Genomic DNA, 18,015 nt, shown 5'->3' on the forward strand with positions numbered 1-18,015 from the left:
CCCAGGAACTCACCCGTTCGGCTTCCGGTGACCGGAACGCACGGTGCCCGGGGCGCCCGTCCGGGGGAAACTCGGTGCGCCGGAAGGGTGGCCAAGATCACCAGACGTCACGTACGGTGCACGCGTCCTGGCAGGATCCGGTCATCCCACCCGCCCCTGGAGGAGACGACATGCCGCGCGCGACGACCGTTCTCGACACGACGACCACGCTCACCGGCGACGACCTGGAACAGGCGTGGAAGGTCTACGAACTCGCCTTCGCGGGCCTGGCCACCCGCGCCGTGCAGCAGCACCTCATGACCCGCGACGAGTTCGAGGAGGTGTGCGCCGACGAACGCGTCCTGAAGTACGTCGTGCGGGACGTCGACCTCGACGTGCTCTGCGGTTTCGCGACGTTCTCCAACGACCTGTCCACCGTGTACCAGTTGTCCGAGGCCTACTACGAGCAGCGCTGGCCGCGGCAGTTCGCCGAGCGCAGCATCTGGTACATCGGCTGCGTGGGGGTCCACCCCGCGTACCGCAGCAGCGGCGTGTTCGTCACGCTCGTCGAGGCGATGTGCCGCGTCGTCCACGACAACCGCGGCATCGCGAGCCTGGACATCTGCCGCTACAACGACGAACGGCTGGCGCTGCCCCGCCTCATCGGGCGGATCGTGAACTCCTTCGGCCACGAGACCACGGGCGAACGCCTCGACGAGCAGACCTACTGGGCCTACGACTTCGCGTCGGCCTGAACCGGTCGCCGGTGGTGCAGCGCACCGGCGTCGTGCAGGTAGGCGGCCACGTCCCGCGCGGACTGGGCCCGGTGCCACAACCAGCCCTGCCCGTGCCCGACCCCGAGGCCGGCCAGGACGGCCCGCTGCTCCTCGGTCTCCACACCCTCGGCGGTGACGGCGAGCCCGAGGGCCTCGCTGACCGCCACGACGGCGCGGACGACCGCGGCGTCGGCGTCGGCGCCCCCCAGACCGGAGACGAAGCTGCGGTCGACCTTCACGCGGGTCACGGGGAAGCTGCGCAGGTAGCTCAGCGCGGAGTACCCCGTCCCGAAGTCGTCGACGGCCAGGCCGACGCCCAGACCGCGCAACCGGTCCAGCAGTTCCAGGGTGCGGTCGTCCTTCTCGAGCATCGAGGACTCGGTGATCTCGAGCAGGAGCGCGTCGCCCGCGATCCCGCGGACGGCGAGCAGGCCGTGCACGGTGTCGGCGAAGTCGTGGTCCAGCAGCTGCCGCGGTGAGACGTTGACGGAGACGAGGAAGTCCTCGCCGACGACGCCGGCGTCCCGCCAGGCCGCGAGGTCGGCGAGCGCCGTGTCGAGGACCCAGCGGCCGACCTCGAGCACGAGACCGGTCTCCTCCAGGACGGGCACGAACACGGCCGGGGAGATCGGCCCGTGCAGCGGGTGGTTCCAGCGCAGCAGGGCCTCGACCCCGCGCGGGACGCCCGTCGCCAGCGAGACGATCGCCTGGTAGTGGACCTCCAGGGTCTGCTCCGCCACGGCGCAGCGCAGGTCGAGCTCGAACTCGACCTCGTCGCCGATCGCGCGGCGCAGGGCGTCGTCCCACAGGACGTGCCGGTTGCGACCCTGCGACTTCGCGCGGTACATGGCCAGGTCCGCCTCGCGCAGGGCCACCGACAGGGTGGAGCGCACGGGCGCGAGCCCGATGGAGGCGGACACGACGACGTCGCCGACCGGGAGGCGCACGGGTCGGCGCAGCGCGTCGAGCAGGTCGGTCGCGCAGCGCACGGCGGCGGTGTCGGGCCCGGCGACGGCCAGGACGAACTCGTCACCGGCCAGGCGGGCCGGCACCGCGTCCGCCGGGGCCACGGCCCGCATCCGGGCGGCCACTTCGCACAGCAGCATGTCGCCCACGACGTGCCCGTGGGTGTCGTTGACGCGCTTGAACCCGTCGAGGTCGACGAACAGGACGTACCGCTCCGGGGCGTCGGCGGTGTCGGCGGCCAGGAGCGCGTCGACGCGGCGCTCGAACTCGTCGCGACCGGGCAGGTCCGTGAGGGCGTCGTGAGTCGCCCGGTGCTCCAGGACGGCCTTGGCGGCGGCCTGCCCGTTGACCGCCGAGACGGCCCTGACCACGACGAGGCCGATCATCACGCACAGGAGCGTGAACGAGGCGCTCTGACCGACGGGTCCCTGGTCGGTGCGGACGCTCGCGAGGTAGGCGGCGCCCAGCAGCGACAGGCACAGGACCACGAGCCGCGGCGCCGACCAGGCGTCGAACGTGGACGTGGGGTGCACCGGGTCCTGCCCCGCGCGGGGCAGGTGCAGGACGGCGACCGCGATCAGGAAGTAGGCGAGGAGGAAGGGGGCGTCGAACGCGGTCGGGGCGACGAAGTGCCCCTGCCGACCCAGCACCGCGTACGCCAGGTCCCCCACGAGGAGGCAGGCCACCGCACCGGTGAGCCAGCGGTGCGCCACGACGCCCGGGGCGCTCATGATGACGTCGAGGACGAGGAGCACGAGGACGACGTCGAACAGGGGGTAGACGCCGGCGAGGATCGACCCGAAGACGGTGCGTCCCGGCAGTTCCAGCACGGGGAGCACGAGGAACTGCACGGCCGCGGCCGCCGCGGCCAGGCTCGCGACGAGGACGTCGCACACGACCTCCCGTCGCAGTCCGCCGACCCCTCGCGCCATGCGCGTCAGGACCACGACGAGGAGGACGTACCCGGCCAGGGAGAACGGGTCGGGGGCGAAGGCGGCCAGGCCGGTCCACCCCTGCGCCAGCGGCCGCAGCGCCGAGCCGAGCAGGAAGAGGCCGGCGCACACCGGCACGAGCGACCAGGTCCAGGCGGGACCGGGGCGCCGGCGGCGGACGACGACGGCGGAGACGACGAGGGCGCTCACCCCGAAGAGGCTGACCCCCACCGACCGCACGGCGTCGGGCAGCGGCAGCAGGTACGCGGCGGTGAGCCCGGCGGCGACCAGGAGGTACGCGGGCGCCCCGCGCGGACGGCGCGGTGCTCGCACCCCTGCCTGGAACACGTGGACTCCTCTCATCCCCCGGTCCTTCGGTGCGCTGCGCCCGCTCCTTGATCGCGCACTGGGCCGTTCGGGTGGCACCCTCGCACGTCCTGGCCGCGGAGGAACCCCCTAGCCCGCCGCGAGCACCTGCTCCCGGAGGATCTCCGCGTGCCCGCAGTGCTGCGCCAGCTCCCGCAGCACGTGCAACAGGACCCACCGCAGTGGCAGCGGTCCGCGCCGGTTCCCCACGACGACGTCGTCCAGACCGAGGTGGGCCACGGCCCGGCGCGAGGCGTCGCACGCGGCGGCGTGGGCGGCACGCACCGAGGCGACGGTGTCCTCGGCGGTCAGGACGAACGACTCCGCGGGACCGGCCTCGAGCCCGAGCTCGGCCCGGCTGCGTCCCGTCACCGCCTCCTCGAACCACACCCGCTCGACGAAGGTGGCGTGCTTGACGAGCCCGAGCAGCGTCGTCGCCGAGGGCACGAGCCGCCGCCGCGCCTGCTCCTCGCTGAGCCCGTCCAGGCACGCCGCGAGCGCCGCGCGGTGCTCGTCGAGGAAGGCGTCCAGCTGCTCCCGCAGCCCCGCCCCCGTGACCTCCTCGGCGCTCGGGGGTTGGGCTCGTCGACGCACCGCGCTCCTAGGTTGAGCCGGATGCGTCAACGAGCCCCCCACCGAGCCGCGCGGCCCTCACACACGGCGCTCAGGCCGTGACGCGCTGGTGCACGAGCGGCCGGGCCGCGGGCGCCTGCGCGGTGACGGGGAACCCGCCCTCCAGCGCCTGCAGCGCCCACTCGAACCGCTCGGGGGTGTCGGTGTGCAGCGTCATGACCGGCTGGCCGGCGCGCACGCCGTCCCCGCGGACGGCGTGCAGCTCGACGCCCGCGCCGGCCTGCACGGCCTCCTCCCGTCGGGACCGGCCCGCGCCGAGCCGCCACGCGGCGACGCCCACGGCCATCGCGTCGACGTCGAGGAACCCGTCGGCAGGCGCGAGCACCTGGTGGGTGTGCCGGGCGACCGGGAGCGGCGCGTCCGGGTCGCCGCCCTGCGCGGTGATCATGCGACGCCAGGCGTCCATGGCGCGGCCGTCGGCGAGGGCGTCGGCCGGGTCGACGGCGTCGAGGCCGACGGCGGCGAGCATCTCGCGCGCCAGGACGAGCGTGATCTCGACGAGGTCGGCGGGCCCGCCCCCGGCGAGGACCTCCACGGACTCGCGGACCTCGAGGGCGTTGCCCGCCGTGCGGCCCAGCGGGGTGGACATGTCGGTGACGACGGCGACCGTCTTCACCCCGGCGTCGGTGCCGAGGTCGACCATCGTCCGCGCGAGCTCGACGGACTGCGCGAGCTCCTTCATGAACGCGCCCGACCCGGTCTTCACGTCGAGGACGAGCGCGCTGGTCCCCTCGGCGATCTTCTTGCTCATGATCGAGCTGGCGATGAGCGGGATGGCCTCGACCGTGCCCGTGACGTCGCGCAGCGCGTAGAGCTTCTTGTCGGCCGGGGCGAGGTCCCCCGTGGCGGCGCAGATGACGGCGCCGAGGTCGGTGAGCTGGGCACGGATCTCCGGCAGCGTCAGGGACGCGCGCCAGCCGGGGATGGCCTCGAGCTTGTCGAGCGTCCCGCCGGTGTGACCGAGGCCGCGACCGGACAGCTGCGGCACGGCGGCACCGCACGCCGCGACGAGCGGGGCCAGCGGCAGCGTCACCTTGTCCCCCACCCCGCCGGTGGAGTGCTTGTCGACGCTGGGTCGCGGCAGGTCGGTGAAGTCGAGGCGGGCACCGGAGGCGATCATCGCCGACGTCCACCGCGAGACCTCGCGCCGCGTCATCCCGTTGAGCAGGACGGCCATCGCGAGGGAGGACATCTGCTCCTCGGCGACGTCGCCGCGGGTGTAGGCGTCGACGACCCAGTCGATCTGCGCGTCCGACAGCTCCCCCCGGTCGCGCTTGGTGCGGATGACGTCGACGGCGGCGAACTGCTGGGTCACTGGGGCGCCTCTCCGGGCTTGCGGTCGGGATCGGTGAGGTCGTGCGGCCCGAACGCGTCGGGCAGGACCTCGGTCATGGGGACGGTCCCGCGCGGGGAGTCCACGAGGAGGGTGGGCCCGCCGAACTCGAACAGCAGCTGGCGGCAGCGCCCGCACGGCATGAGCAGGTTCCCCGCGCCGTCGACGCAGGCGAACGCGACGAGGCGTCCGCCGCCCGTCATCTGCAGCTGTCCGACGAGCGTGCACTCGGCGCACAGCGTGACGCCGTAGGAGGCGTTCTCGACGTTCGCCCCGGACACGACCCGGCCGTCGTCGACGAGCGCGGCCGCGCCGACGGGGAACCTCGAGTACGGCGCGTAGGAGTGCTCCAGCGCCGCACGCGCGGCGGCCCGCAGGGCGTCCCAGTCGACGACGGGCGCGTCGGTCACGGGTACACCTCCCCGCTCGCGGCCGGCGGCCGGACGCGGCCGACGAACCCGGCGACGGCGAGGATCGTCGCGAGGTAGGGCAGCATCGCGAGGAAGCTGGAGGGCACCGCGGCCGGACCCTGCAGGATCCCGACCAGCGTCTGCAGGGCCGCGAAGAACCCGAAGAGCAGGGAGGCACCGACGGCGCCGCGCGGGCTCCACCGGCCGAAGATCACGGCGGCCAGGGCGATGAACCCCTTGCCGGCCGACATGTTCTCGGTGAACGGCCCGATGGTCCCGATGGACAGGTACGCCCCGGCCAGCCCGGCGATCCCGCCGGCGACGACGACGTTGACGTACCGGACGCGCAGGACGTCGATCCCGACCGTCGCGGCCGCCTTGGGGTGCTCCCCCACGGCGCGGGTGCGCAGCCCCCACTTCGTGCGGAACAGCACGACCTGCAGGGCGACGATCACGACGTACATGACGTACACGAGGACGTTCGCCTGGAACAGCAGCGGACCGAGCACGGGGACGTCGGCGAGGACGGGGATGCGGATCGGCGACAGCACGCCCGGGGAGTTGTACCGCTGGGTGTCGGACTGCATGAGGGCCTTGTAGGCCCAGCCCGTGAACCCGAGCGCCGCGGCGTTGAGGACGACACCGAGGATCACCTGGTTCACCCGGTAGCGGATGGCGAAGACCGCGAGCAGCCACCCGACGACGGCACCGGCGAGCACGGCGCCGACGACGCCGGCTCCGAGGTTCCCGGCCATCGACCCCACGAGCGCACCGGCGAAGGCACCGGTGAGCATCTGCCCCTCGATGGCGACGTTCACGACGCCGCTGCGCTCGCCGAGCACGCCGGCGAGGGCGCCGAGGATGAGCGGGGTCGCCAGGAACACCGTCTGCTGCAGCAGCTTGACGAGGTCCATCGACTGCGCGTCCGCACCGCTCATGACCCAGCACAGGAAGGCCACGACGAAGCAGACGAGGGTGACCGCGACGACGACCGGGCTGCGCCGGGCGCGGAAACCGCGGGCCAGCTGGAACAGCCCGAGCAGCACGACGACGATCCCGAGGACCACCGGGGTGACCGTGCCGGGGAGGGTCAGGTCGGGCAGCGTCACCGACGACCCGCCCCCGAAGCGGAACGTCGCGTCCGAGGAGCCGGACCCGACGCCCCAGCCGAGGACGGTCACGAGACCCACGACGACGAGCAGGGCCCCGGTCACGACCCGCTTGCGCAGGCTGACGGGCGGCTCGACGTGCGCGAGCTCGACGACGGCCGCGGGGGCCTGTGCGCTGGCCGAACCGCTCACCGGGTCCACCCTCCCGACAACTCAGCACCCACGGCGGGGCCGCCGGCGCGCAACCGGAACACGGCCCGCACGAGGGCGGGGGCCGCGATGAACAGGACGACGAGGGCCTGCAGGACCCCCACGAGGTCGACGGGGACGCCCGTCACGGACTGCATCTGCACCGCGCCCGCGCGCAGGCCACCGAACAGCAGCCCGGCCGCGATGACGCCGTAGGGGTTGTTCCGCCCCAGGAGCGCGACGGTGATGGCGTCGAACCCGATGTTCCCGGCGACGCTGCCCGTCACGCTGCCCGTGACGCCGAGGACCTGCGTGGCGCCGGCGAGACCGGCGAGGCCACCGGCCAGCGCCATGGAGACGACCTGCAGGCGACCGACGGCCATGCCGGCCGTGCGGGCGGCGTTCGGGTTCGCCCCGACCGCGCGCAGCCGGAACCCCAGGCGTGAACGCTCGAACAGCCACCACACAGCGACCGCCGCCAGGACCGCGAGCACCAGCCCGAGGTTCACCCGCAGCGAGGAACCCAGCAGCTTGGGCAGGACGGCGGTGTCCGCCACCGGCTCGGAGATGGCCTGCGTGTAGGGCGCGCGCTGGAACCCGTGCACCCCCAGCAGGTAGGTGAGCAGGTTGACCGCGACGTAGTTCAGCATGATCGTCGTGATGACCTCGTGGGCGCCGGTGCGGGCCTTGAGCAGGCCCACGATCCCGCCCCACACCAGCCCGCCGGCGACCCCGGCCACCAGCGCGGCGACGAGGTGCAGCACGACGGGCAGGTCGACGGCGAACCCCACCCAGGCGGCGGCGACCGCCCCGACGATGATCTGGCCCTGGGCGCCGATGTTGAACAACCCGACGCGGAAGGACAGCGCGACGGCCAGACCCGCGAGGATCAGCGGCGTCGCGTTGACGAGGGTCTCCGAGATCGGCCGCAGCGCGTTGATCCCGCTGAAGTTCGGGTTGTAGACGGCCCCCTGCAGCAGCGCCACGTAGGCGTCGCGCACCGAATACCAGACGTTGAGCAGGAAGTCCTGCGGGTAGGAGAAGAAGTACCCCAGGCTCTGCCGGGAGGGCTTGTCGCCGATGACGATGAGCACGGCCCCGACGAGCAGCGCGCCCACGACGGCGAACACGGTCACCAGCCAGGAACCGCCCCAGTACAGCCGGCGCGACGGTGCCGGCGCCTTCCGGTCCTTCTCCAACGAGGGGGAACTCACGCGTCGTCCTTCCCGGTGGTGGCGCCTGCCATCAGCAGACCCAGTTCTTCCTGCGTCGCGTCCGGGCCGACCTCACCGGCGATCCGGCCGCGGTACATCACGACGATGCGGTCGGCGAGCGCCCGCACCTCGTCGAGCTCGGTGGACACCAGCAGAACGGCCGCACCGCGGTCGCGCTCGGCGACGATCCGCTGGTGGACGAACTCCTGACTGCCGACGTCGACCCCGCGGGTGGGCTGCGCGACGACGAGCAGGTCGAGGGGACGGGACATCTCCCGCGCCAGCACGACCTTCTGCTGGTTCCCGCCCGACAGCGTCGAGGCGGCCGCCTGCGCCGACGGGGTCCGGATGTCGAACTCGGCGATGCGCTCGTCGGCGTTGCGGCGCACGGCCTCGCGGTTCACCGAGGGACCGCTGGCGAAGGAGGGCGAGTCGACGAGGTCGAGCACGAGGTTCTCGGCGATGCTGAACGACCCCACGAGGCCGTCGTGGAGGCGGTCCTCCGGGACGTACCCGACGCCGAGGGCGAGGACCTCGGCGATGGGGCGGCCCGTCACGTCGGTCCCGGAGACCGTCACGCTGCCGGAGTCGACGGGCTGCAGGCCGACGATGCTGCGGGTCAGCTCCGTCTGGCCGTTGCCGTCGACGCCGGCCACGGCGAGGACCTCACCGGCCCGTACCTGCAGGTCGATGTCGTCCAGGAGCACGGCGCCCGAGGGGTCCACGACGCGCACGCCGGCCATTTGCAGCACGGCGGCGCCCGGTGCGGCGTCCTGCTTGTCCACGCGCAGGCGGACGTCGCGCCCGACCATGAGCGCGGCCAGCTCCTCGGGCGAGGCCTGCGGGGACGCCTCCCCCACGACCTTGCCGCGGCGGATGACGGTGATGCGGTCCGCGACGGCCTTGACCTCGCGCAGCTTGTGGGTGATGAACACGATCGACGTCCCGGCGTCGGCGAGCTCGCGCATGACGCGCATGAGGTCGTCGGTCTCGGCGGGGGTCAGCACCGCCGTCGGTTCGTCGAGGACCAGGACCTTGGCGTCGCGCAGCAGCGCCTTGACGATCTCGACGCGCTGCTGGACGCCGACCGCGAGGTCGGCGACGAGGGTGTCGGCCGGGATCGCCAGGCCGAAGCGCTGCGACGTCTCCTCGACGCGCTGGCGGGCGCGCCGCCGGTCGAGGAAGCCTCCGCCGGAGGTGAGTTCTGCGCCCAGCACGATGTTCTCGGTCGCGGTGAACGTCGGGACGAGCATGAAGTGCTGGTGCACCATGCCGATCCCGGCGGCCATCGCGTCGCCCGGGGAGGAGAACTCCACGGGCTTCCCGTCGACGAGGATCTGCCCCTCGTCGGGGGTGTACAGGCCGTAGAGCACGTTCATCAACGTGCTCTTGCCGGCGCCGTTCTCGCCCAGCAGGGCGTGGATCTCGCCCTCGCGGACGACGAGGTCGATGGAGTCGTTGGCGACGAGGGGTCCGAACCGCTTCGTGATGCCCTTGAGTTCCAGTTGCACCTTCGGGTCGTTCCCCTCGTCGCCGTCGTCGTCGGTCCTGCGGTGGTCCTGGCTCAGCTCGCCTTGATGGCGCTGGGCGAGGTGATCTGGATCTTGCCGTCGATGATGTCCTGCTTCACCGTGTCGAGCTCGGTCTTGAGCTCGGCCGGGACCTGGGCGTCGAAGTCGTGGAAGGAGGCCAGCCCGGTGCCCTCGTTCTTCAGCGTCCCGACGTAGGCGCCGGTGGGGGCGTTGCCCTCAGCGGCCTTGACGACGTAGTCCTTGACGGCGTCGGTGAGGTTCTTCGTCACGGAGGAGATGAAGTACTTGCAGTACTGCTCGGCGCTGACGCAGCCGTCGGTGTCGACCCAGATCAGGTTGAGCTTGCCACCGGCGGCCTCGGCCGCCGCGCCCGCACCCAGGCCGGACTGCCCGGCCACGGGCATGACGATGTCGGCGCCCTGCGAGGCCAGGGTCTCGGTGATGGACCGGCCGGCGGCCTGGTCGACGAAGGAGTTCGAGAAGGTGCCGCCGCTGGGGTTCTTCTCGTCCCAGCCCAGGACCTTGACGGTCTTGCCCTTCTGCTGGTTGTAGTACTGGACGCCCTCCCAGAAGCCGTCCATGTAGATCGTCACCGGCGGGATCGGCAGGCCGCCCCAGGTGCCGACGGTGCCCGTCTTGGTCATGCCCGCGGCGAGGTAGCCACCGAGGAACCCGCCCTCGACGGTGTTGTACTCGAAGCCGTAGACGTTGTCGGCGACGGGCGCGGAGTCGATCTCGGCGAACTTCTGGTCCTTGTTCTGCTCCGCGACCTCCTTCACCGCGTCGGACATGAGGCCACCGACGGCGACGATGGTGCCGCAGCCCTTGCCGACCTCGGCGTTGAGGTTCGGCACGTAGTCGGCGTCGCTGTTCGAGGCCACGTAGGTGATGTCGATGTTCGGGTTCTCCTCCTTGGCGGCCTTGAAGCCGGCGTAGGAGGACTGGTTGAACGAGCGGTCGTCGACGCCGCCGGTGTCCAGGACCATGCAGGCGCTGAACTTCTCGCCCGAGCCGCTCGCGGTGCCACCGGAGGACCCCTGCGTGTCGGTCGGCCGGCTGCCGCAGGAGGCGAGCAGCAGGGCGGCGACGCCGACGGCTGCCACCGGGGCGAGGCGGTGGATCGAAGTCATGGTGAGGTCCTCCAGGTCGGGGTGGATCGCATCGTGGCGTCGGCCCGGCGCGAGCAGGTGCGAACGCGCGGTCATCGTAGTGTGCGAAAACCCGCGGTCAGCGCCGTCGAGCAGTCAGGTTGTCCAGATCGAGACCTTCCGGCCGGTCACCTCACCCGGGTGCCGCTGCCGGGTGACGACCAGGTCACGCAACCGGACGGGAACGACCTCAGGAGCCCGGCAGGGCCCGCGGGGACAGCGCGGTGAGGGCCAGCACCCCCATCCCGACCGCGAGCGCCCCCTCGTCGGGGGCGAAGTCGCCGCGGTGCAGGTCGTACGTGGGGCCGCCGGGGGTGCGCGTGCCGAGGCGCACCATCGCCCCGGGGACGTGGTGCAGGTACCAGGCGAAGTCCTCCCCGCCCAGGGACTGCCGGGTGGGCAGCACGCCGTCGTCGCCGAGCAGGGCGCGGGCGGCGGCGTCGAGTGCGGCCGTGGCGTGGATGTCGTTGTCGACCGGCGGGACCCCGCGGACGAGGTCGACCTCGGCGCGGACGGCGTAGGGGCGCACGAGGTCGGCCACGACGCCCTCGACGAGCTCACCCGCGTGGTGCCAGGCCTCGGTCTCCATGCAGCGCAGGGTGCCCGCGGCGAAACCCTCGGCGGGGACGGCGTTGGCGGCGTCGCCGGCGTGGACGGCGCCCCACGTGAGGTTCACGCCGGCGCGCGGGTCGACGCGGCGGGCGAGGACCGCGGGCAGCTGGGTGATGACCTGCCCGAGCGCGAACACCAGGTCACCGGCAAGGTGCGGGCGGGACGTGTGGCCCCCGGTCCCCCGCAGCCGGACCGTGACGTGGTCCGAGGCCGAGGTGATCGGGCCGGCCTTGAGCCCGACCGTGCCGACGTCGAGGCTGGGGTCGCAGTGCAGGCCGTAGATCGCGACGACGTCGTCGATCGCCCCGGCACCGACGACGTCGAGGGCGCCCCCGGGCATGACCTCCTCGGCGGGCTGGAACAACAGCCGTACGCGGTGCGGCAGGTCGCCCGTGCGCGCCAGGTCGGCCAGGACGAGCCCGGCGCCCAGGACGGAGGCGGTGTGCACGTCGTGGCCGCAGGCGTGCGCGACGCCGGGGACGGTCGAGGCGTACGGCAGGCCCGTCGACTCCGGCGTGCGCAGGGCGTCGAGGTCGGCGCGGACGGCGATCGTCCGTTCCCGCGGGGCGTCCGGTCCCAGGTCGGCGATGAGGCCGGTGCCCGGCAGCAGCTTCACCTCGGCCCCGGCGGCGGTCAGCAGCTCGGCGAGCCTGGCCGTGGCGTGGTGCTCGGCGCGGGCAAGCTCGGGGTGGGCGTGCAGGTCGCGGCGCAGCGACCGGGCCGTGGGTTCGTGCGCGAGGACCAGGTCGGCGACACGGTCCGCGACGCGCGGGCCGAGCTCCGACGAACCCCCGGAACCGGTCTCGGTCCGCGGGCTGCTCGTGTCGCTCGTCACGGCACCCGACGCTACCCGCGCCCGCGCCCACCCGCCGACCTCACCCCCGCCGGTCGCCCCCGGGGAGGGACCGTCGACGCAGCGAGCTCAACCTATGAGCACGAAGCGTCAACGATCCCTCTCCGCGAGCGGCACCTCAGACGACGTCGAGCCCCGCCTCGAGCGCCCGCTCGACGAGCTTCTTGACCTCCTGCGCCCGCGCCCGCGTCGTCACCATGAGCGCGTCGGGGGTGTCGACGACGACGAGGTCGTCCACCCCGAGCAGGGCGACGACCCGGCCGTTGCCTGGTACGACGAGCCCCCCGGCCACGCCCTCGGTGATGACGAGGTCGGCGTCGCCGAGGACCTTGGGCTGGTCCACGTCGGCGGGCAGGAGCTCGGCCAGGGAGGAGAAGTCCCCGACGTCGTCCCAGCCGAAGGTCGCGGGCACGACGGCGACGCGGCCCTCCTCGGCGGCGGGCTCGGCCACGGCGTGGTCGATGGCGATGGCGGGCAGCGCGCTCCACTGCTCCTCCAGGACGGCCTCGCGCTGCGGCGTCTCCCACGCGTCGGCGATGCGCTGCAGGCCGGCGTGCAGGGCGGGGGCGTGGGTGGCGAGCAGCTCGAGCAGGACGTCGGCGCGCGTGACGAACATGCCGCCGTTCCAGCGGTAGTCCCCCGTCGACAGGTACGCCGAGGCGGTGCGGGCGTCCGGCTTCTCCTTGAACTGCACGACGCGGCGCGCGTTCGGGGCGCCCTGCAGCCGCAGCCGCTTGCCGAGGCGGATGTACCCGAAGCCCGTGGCCGGGTGCGACGGCGCGATGCCGATCGTCACGACGAAGCCGCGGCGGGCGGTGACGACGGCCTCCTCCACGGAGCTCTCGAAGTCGTCGCGACCGGAGATGTTGTGGTCGGCGGCGAAGGAGCCCAGCACGGCGTCGGGGTTGCGGCGCACCAGCACGGCGGCGGCGAGGCCGATGGCGGCGGCGGAGTCGCGCCGCGCGGGCTCGCGCAGGATGTTGGCCTCGGGCAGGTCCGGCAGCTGCGCGGCGACGGCGTCGGCGTGCGAGCGGCCCGTGACCACGAGCAGCCGGTCGGCGTCGGCGAGGGGCAGCAGGCGGTCCCACGTCTGCTGCAGCAGCGTGCGGCCGCGACCGGTGAGGTCGAGGAGGAACTTGGGCCGGTCGCTGCGCGAGAGCGGCCACAGGCGAGTGCCGGCGCCGCCCGCCGGGACGACGGCGTGGAAGTCGGACAGGTCGATCTGCGCGTCCTCCAGGTCGTCCGCCGACCACGACGCCCACGACCCCGGTCCGGCCGGTGTCGTGCCCCCGCTGAGCTGTCCCCCGTCAGTCATGACCCGGAACCTACCGGGGCGCACGTGCTGTGACGGCGACTCCTCCGGGTGCGGTCGCCCGGACGGAGCAGGAGGCTCGCACCGACAGGTCCGACAGGGTGTAGGAGGTTGCGCCGGACGCCCGGGGTGGTCCAAGGTAGGTGAGGCTGACCTGCGTGACGTGCGCGACAGCCCTGTTCACAGCGCTGTGAGTCCTTCATCACAAAAGCCACACGGCGACGGCCGTGGGGCCGCTCTCGCACGCCTGCGCGCCTACAGTGGTCACGACGCCGCCGCCTGAGCGCCGGAGCCCGGGTGGACCCGGCGTCGAGGAGCACTCGAGGAGGACGTCGGTGGCCACGAGCCTGACCCCACCCGGACAGGGCGCGCCCGTCGGGAAGTCGAAGACCGGACGACCAGCAGGCACGCTGTACCGCGGCCGCGAGGGCATGTGGTCGTGGGTCATGCACCGCATCTCCGGGGTGCTGATCTTCTTCTTCCTCTTCGTGCACGTCCTGGACACCGCCACGGTGCGCGTGTCGCCCGAGGTCTACAACGGCGTCATCGGGCAGTACAAGAACCCCGTCATGGGCCTGGGTGAGGCCGGTCTCGTCGGCGCTGTGGTGTTCCACGCGCTCAACGGGGTCCGCATCATCCTCGTCGACTTCTGGTCGGGCGGGACCAAGCACCAGCGCAAGCTGTTCTGGGGCGTCGTTGGCCTGTGGGTCGTCCTCATGGTGCCCTTCCTCGTCCGTCACCTGACCAACGTCTTCACGCACTGAGGGGCGACGCGTCGTGAGCACCGATCAGACCCCCGGCGGCAGCTACGCCCCGGCCCTGGAAACCCCGCGTTCGCCGTACAAGCGGAACAAGCCGACCCGGACGAACTGGGAGCTGTACGGCTGGCTGTTCATGCGCATGTCCGGCCTGGTCCTCATCGTCCTGGTCTTCGGGCACCTGTTCGTGAACCTGATGACGGGCAACGGGATCCACCAGATCGACTGGGGCTTCGTCGCCGGCAAGTGGGCCAGCCCCTTCTGGCAGACCTGGGACCTGCTGATGCTGTGGCTCGCGCAGCTGCACGGCACCAACGGCGTCCGCACCGTCATCAACGACTACGCCGAGCGGGACGCCACCCGGTTCTGGCTCAAGATGGCGCTCTACGTCGCGACGGTCATCGTCATCGTCGTCGGCACCCTCGTCATCTTCACGTTCGACCCGTGCGCGGACCCGAACTCCACCCTGGAGATCTGCCGCGCCGGCAGCGCGGGCGTCCCCAGCATCACGAACTGACCGGAACGACGAGGCGGGAGACCACACCATGCAGACCCACCAGTTCGACGTCGTCATCGTCGGGGCCGGCGGCGCGGGGATGCGCGCGGCCCTGGAGTCCGGGCAGCGCGCCCGCACCGCGGTGCTCACCAAGCTCTACCCGACGCGCTCGCACACCGGTGCGGCCCAGGGCGGCATGTGCGCCGCGCTGGCGAACGTCGAGGAGGACAACTGGGAGTGGCACACCTTCGACACCGTCAAGGGCGGTGACTACCTCGTCGACCAGGACGCCGCCGAGGTGATGTGCAAGGAGGCCATCGACGCGGTCCTCGACCTCGAGAAGATGGGGCTGCCGTTCAACCGCACCCCCGAGGGCAAGATCGACCAGCGCCGGTTCGGCGGGCACACCCGCGACCACGGCAAGTCCCCGGTGCGGCGCAGCTGCTTCGCCGCGGACCGCACGGGCCACATGATCCTGCAGACGCTCTACCAGCAGTGCGTCAAGCACGAGGTCGAGTTCTTCAACGAGTTCTACGTCCTGGACCTGCTGCTCGTCCCCACCTCCGAGGCGAAGACGGGCTCGGAGATCGAGGGCGCGGCGGACCAGCCCGGTCTGAAGACGCCGCCGACCATCGGCACCCCGGGTGACAAGCGCATCGCGGGCGTCGTCGCCTACGAGCTGGCCACGGGCGAGATCCACATCTTCCAGGCCAAGTCGGTCGTCCTGGCCACCGGCGGCGCCGGCAAGGTCTACAAGACGACGTCGAACGCCCACACCCTCACCGGGGACGGCATGGCCCTCGCCTACCGGCGCGGCCTGCCCCTGGAGGACATGGAGTTCTACCAGTTCCACCCGACGGGCCTGGCCGGTCTGGGCATCCTGCTGTCCGAGGCCGCGCGCGGCGAGGGCGGGATCCTGCGCAACGCCGACGGCGAGCGCTTCATGGAGCGCTACGCCCCCACCATCAAGGACCTCGCGCCGCGCGACATCGTCGCCCGCTCGATGGCCAACGAGGTGCGCGAGGGCCGCGGCGCCGGGCCGAACAAGGACTACGTCCTGCTCGACCTGACCCACCTGGAACCCGCGCACATCGACGCGAAGCTGCCGGACATCACCGAGTTCGCCCGCACGTACCTCGGGGTCGAGCCGTACACCGAGCCCGTCCCGGTGTACCCCACCGCGCACTACGCGATGGGTGGCGTGCCGACGAACATCGACACGGAGGTCCTGCAGGACAACACTCGTGTCGTCCCGGGCCTGTACGCGGCCGGCGAGGTCGCCTGCGTCTCGGTCCACGGCTCCAACCGCCTCGGCACGAACTCGCTGCTGGACATCAACGTGTTCGGCCGTCGCGCTGGCATCGCCGCCGCGGAGTACGCGACGAAGGCGGAGTGGATCGCGGTCCCCGAGGGTTCCGAGCTGCCCGTCGTGAACTGGATGGCCGACCTGCGCGACCGCCCCCAGGGCGAGCGCATCTCGGACATCCGTCGCGAGCTGCAGGACACGATGGACGCCAACGCCCAGGTGTTCCGCACCGAGGCGACCCTGAAGCAGGCGCTCACCGACATCGACCGGCTCAAGGAGCGCTACGCCCGCGCCTCGGTGCAGGACAAGGGCAAGCGGTTCAACCTCGACCTGCTCGAGGGCCTCGAGCTCGGGTTCCTGCTCGACCTCGCCGAGTCCATGTGCCTCGGTGCGCTGGAGCGCAAGGAGTCCCGCGGTGGGCACTTCCGCGAGGACTACCCCAACCGCGACGACGTGAACTACATGCGGCACACGATGGTGTACCGCGAGCACGCCGCCGACGGGTCGTACACGACGCGCCTGGACTTCAAGCCCGTCGTCCAGACCCGCTACCAGCCGATGGAGCGCAAGTACTGATGTCCACGTCCGAGACCAGCCCGGCCGAGACCAACGGCGAAGCGGGCCCGGCGAAGTCGGCCGACCGCGCCCGCGAGGGTTCCGGCGGCGCGGCCCCGCGCGAGGGCGACACCGTGTCGGCCAAGGGTGAGATCCCCTCTTTCACCATCACGCTCAAGGTGCGCCGGTACGACCCTGAGCAGGACTCCGAGCCCCACTGGGAGTCCTACGAGCTGACGATGCACGGCACCGACCGCGTCCTCGACGCGCTGCACAAGGTGAAGTGGGAGCAGGACGGCCGCCTGTCGTTCCGCCGCTCCTGCGCCCACGGCGTCTGCGGCTCCGACGCCATGCGCATCAACGGCCGCAACCGCCTCGCGTGCAAGACGCTGCTCAAGGACCTCGACATCAAGAAGCCGATCCTCGTGGAGCCCATCAAGGGCCTGCCCGTGGAGAAGGACCTGATCGTCGACATGGAGCCGTTCTTCGCGGCCTACCGCGAGGTCATGCCGTTCCTCATCGCCAAGGGTGCCGAACCGACCCGTGAGCGCATCCAGTCCCAGGCCGACCGCGAACGGTTCGACGACACGACCAAGTGCATCCTGTGCGCGGCGTGCACGTCGAGCTGCCCCGTGTTCTGGAACGACGGCCAGTACTTCGGTCCGGCCGCGATCGTCAACGCGCACCGGTTCATCTTCGACAGCCGCGACGTCGGCTCGGACCTGCGCCTGGAGATCCTCAACGACAAGGAGGGCGTGTGGCGCTGCCGCACGACCTTCAACTGCTCCGAGGCGTGCCCCCGTGGCATCCAGGTGACCAAGGCCATCGCCGAGGTCAAGCAGGCGCTCATCTCGCGCAAGCTCTGACCGCAGCCGACGAAGGGCCCGACCGCACGTGCGGTCGGGCCCTTCGTCTATCCGGAGGTCAGCGGGGTTCGGCGGTCAGCTCCCCCAGCCTCACGCCGGCCAGCAGGTCCCGGCCGGGGACGTCCTCGGTCATCCGCCACGCCGTCCGGTACGCGCCCCCCGCCAGCTCCCACGCGATGAGGGTCCTGGCCGCCGGATCGACGAGCAGGTAGGTCGGTACGCCGTGCGCCTCGTACAGGGCCTTCTTCGACCCCGCGTCCCGCAGCTCCGTGGACGCCGACGCCACCTCGACGACGAGGCGCACGGCCTCCGGCTCGTAGTACCGCTCCGGTCGCGGCCCGGACGCCGCCAGCAGGTCCGGGATGACGTAGCGCTCCGGCCCCAGCCGGGGCATCCGCACCCCGACGCCCGTCTTCAGCCGCCACTCCTCGGGCACCCGCCCGAGGAGTGGCGGCTGCAGGTTGTCGATCACGTCCTGGTGCAGGACCGAGGGCGGCGGGGTCACGATGAGCTGTCCGTCCAGGATCTCGTAGCGGTACCCGTCGTCGGGCAGGGCGAGCAGGTCCTCGAACACCCACTCGCGGTGCAGCAGGCTCACTGCATCGCCACTCAACTCCGCAGCCACGGCCACCTCCTCGGTCGGGACCAGTATCGCCGACCGGTGTCCGGC

The 18,015-nt window shown here is 72.2% G+C and carries 16 protein-coding genes; 5 read left to right on the forward strand and 11 right to left on the reverse strand.

All coding sequences use genetic code 11. The features are described 5' to 3' along the window. The first annotated feature begins 170 nt into the window (after window positions 1-170). A complete protein-coding gene (locus ACFEMC_RS17030) occupies window positions 171-734 on the forward strand; it encodes a hypothetical protein (protein WP_380170744.1) in 564 nt (187 codons plus the stop codon). Here the strand turns inward: ACFEMC_RS17030 and ACFEMC_RS17035 are convergent. The 10 genes from ACFEMC_RS17035 to ACFEMC_RS17080 all read right to left on the reverse strand — a co-directional run bounded on the left by ACFEMC_RS17035 (window position 713) and on the right by ACFEMC_RS17080 (window position 13,367). Beyond that, window positions 713-3,001 carry a putative bifunctional diguanylate cyclase/phosphodiesterase gene (locus tag ACFEMC_RS17035; RefSeq protein WP_380170745.1) on the reverse strand — a complete coding sequence of 763 codons (2,289 nt, stop codon included), beginning with the start codon at window positions 2,999-3,001 and terminating at the stop codon, window positions 713-715. The two genes, ACFEMC_RS17030 and ACFEMC_RS17035, sit on opposite strands and share 22 nt — an antisense overlap. A gap of 108 nt (window positions 3,002-3,109) precedes the next feature. After that, window positions 3,110-3,613: a DinB family protein gene (locus ACFEMC_RS17040; protein WP_380170746.1), complete on the reverse strand. Its 504-nt coding sequence runs from the start codon at window positions 3,611-3,613 to the stop codon at window positions 3,110-3,112. A gap of 70 nt (window positions 3,614-3,683) precedes the next feature. Further along, window positions 3,684-4,967, reverse strand: a complete 1,284-nt coding sequence (locus ACFEMC_RS17045) for a thymidine phosphorylase (RefSeq protein WP_380170747.1) — start codon at window positions 4,965-4,967, stop codon at window positions 3,684-3,686. Then, window positions 4,964-5,395, reverse strand: a complete 432-nt coding sequence (locus ACFEMC_RS17050; protein ID WP_380170748.1) for a cytidine deaminase — start codon at window positions 5,393-5,395, stop codon at window positions 4,964-4,966. The genes ACFEMC_RS17045 and ACFEMC_RS17050 overlap by 4 nt, the downstream gene beginning before the upstream one ends. Further along, window positions 5,392-6,696 (reverse strand): ABC transporter permease, encoded by a 1,305-nt coding sequence (locus tag ACFEMC_RS17055; protein ID WP_380170749.1) that lies wholly within the window; start codon window positions 6,694-6,696, stop codon window positions 5,392-5,394. The genes ACFEMC_RS17050 and ACFEMC_RS17055 overlap by 4 nt, the downstream gene beginning before the upstream one ends. After that, the gene (locus ACFEMC_RS17060; protein WP_380170750.1) at window positions 6,693-7,907 is read right to left on the reverse strand and encodes an ABC transporter permease; all 1,215 of its coding nucleotides are present in this window, start codon (window positions 7,905-7,907) and stop codon (window positions 6,693-6,695) included. The genes ACFEMC_RS17055 and ACFEMC_RS17060 overlap by 4 nt, the downstream gene beginning before the upstream one ends. Beyond that, the gene (locus tag ACFEMC_RS17065; protein ID WP_380170751.1) at window positions 7,904-9,418 is read right to left on the reverse strand and encodes an ABC transporter ATP-binding protein; all 1,515 of its coding nucleotides are present in this window, start codon (window positions 9,416-9,418) and stop codon (window positions 7,904-7,906) included. Before ACFEMC_RS17065 ends, ACFEMC_RS17060 begins: the two co-directional genes overlap by 4 nt. A 53-nt stretch (window positions 9,419-9,471) precedes the next feature. Continuing rightward, entirely contained in the window at window positions 9,472-10,569 is a 1,098-nt protein-coding gene (locus ACFEMC_RS17070; RefSeq protein ID WP_380170752.1) for a BMP family protein, read from the reverse strand. 208 nt (window positions 10,570-10,777) lie between these two features. Beyond that, the gene (locus tag ACFEMC_RS17075) at window positions 10,778-12,034 is read right to left on the reverse strand and encodes an amidohydrolase (RefSeq protein ID WP_380170753.1); all 1,257 of its coding nucleotides are present in this window, start codon (window positions 12,032-12,034) and stop codon (window positions 10,778-10,780) included. A 136-nt stretch (window positions 12,035-12,170) separates the two neighbouring features. Then, window positions 12,171-13,367: a mannose-1-phosphate guanylyltransferase gene (locus ACFEMC_RS17080; protein ID WP_380170754.1), complete on the reverse strand. Its 1,197-nt coding sequence runs from the start codon at window positions 13,365-13,367 to the stop codon at window positions 12,171-12,173. Window positions 13,368-13,711: 344 nt separating this feature from the next. Here ACFEMC_RS17080 and sdhC point away from each other — a divergent pair, with 344 nt between their 5' ends. Genes sdhC through ACFEMC_RS17100 form a run of 4 tightly spaced genes read left to right on the forward strand, consistent with a single transcriptional unit; the run spans window position 13,712 to window position 17,345 of the window. Next, complete coding sequence (sdhC, locus tag ACFEMC_RS17085; protein WP_367638629.1) at window positions 13,712-14,128, forward strand: succinate dehydrogenase, cytochrome b556 subunit; 417 nt, start codon at window positions 13,712-13,714, stop codon at window positions 14,126-14,128. Between the two features lie 13 nt (window positions 14,129-14,141). Continuing rightward, entirely contained in the window at window positions 14,142-14,639 is a 498-nt protein-coding gene (locus tag ACFEMC_RS17090) for a succinate dehydrogenase hydrophobic membrane anchor subunit (RefSeq protein WP_380170755.1), read from the forward strand. A gap of 28 nt (window positions 14,640-14,667) precedes the next feature. After that, window positions 14,668-16,500 carry an FAD-binding protein gene (locus tag ACFEMC_RS17095; protein ID WP_380170756.1) on the forward strand — a complete coding sequence of 611 codons (1,833 nt, stop codon included), beginning with the start codon at window positions 14,668-14,670 and terminating at the stop codon, window positions 16,498-16,500. Further along, on the forward strand, window positions 16,500-17,345 hold the full coding sequence (locus ACFEMC_RS17100; protein WP_380170757.1) for a succinate dehydrogenase iron-sulfur subunit: 846 nt from the start codon (window positions 16,500-16,502) through the stop codon (window positions 17,343-17,345). The genes ACFEMC_RS17095 and ACFEMC_RS17100 overlap by 1 nt, the downstream gene beginning before the upstream one ends. A gap of 58 nt (window positions 17,346-17,403) precedes the next feature. Here ACFEMC_RS17100 and ACFEMC_RS17105 read toward each other — a convergent pair whose 3' ends face one another. Beyond that, window positions 17,404-17,970 (reverse strand): Uma2 family endonuclease, encoded by a 567-nt coding sequence (locus ACFEMC_RS17105; protein WP_380170758.1) that lies wholly within the window; start codon window positions 17,968-17,970, stop codon window positions 17,404-17,406. Window positions 17,971-18,015 lie beyond the last annotated feature (45 nt).

The sequence above is a fragment of the Kineococcus sp. DHX-1 genome, from assembly GCF_042473625.1.
In the GTDB taxonomy this organism is placed as follows: domain Bacteria; phylum Actinomycetota; class Actinomycetes; order Actinomycetales; family Kineococcaceae; genus Kineococcus.

Coding starts and splice junctions, on each gene's coding strand:
- ACFEMC_RS17100 (WP_380170757.1), top strand. CDS start 16,500: ATGTCCACGTCCGAGACCAGCCCGGCCGAGACCAACGGCGAAGCGGGC.
- ACFEMC_RS17080 (WP_380170754.1), bottom strand. CDS start 13,367: ATGACTGACGGGGGACAGCTCAGCGGGGGCACGACACCGGCCGGACCG.
- ACFEMC_RS17070 (WP_380170752.1), bottom strand. CDS start 10,569: ATGACTTCGATCCACCGCCTCGCCCCGGTGGCAGCCGTCGGCGTCGCC.
- ACFEMC_RS17030 (WP_380170744.1), top strand. CDS start 171: ATGCCGCGCGCGACGACCGTTCTCGACACGACGACCACGCTCACCGGC.
- ACFEMC_RS17095 (WP_380170756.1), top strand. CDS start 14,668: ATGCAGACCCACCAGTTCGACGTCGTCATCGTCGGGGCCGGCGGCGCG.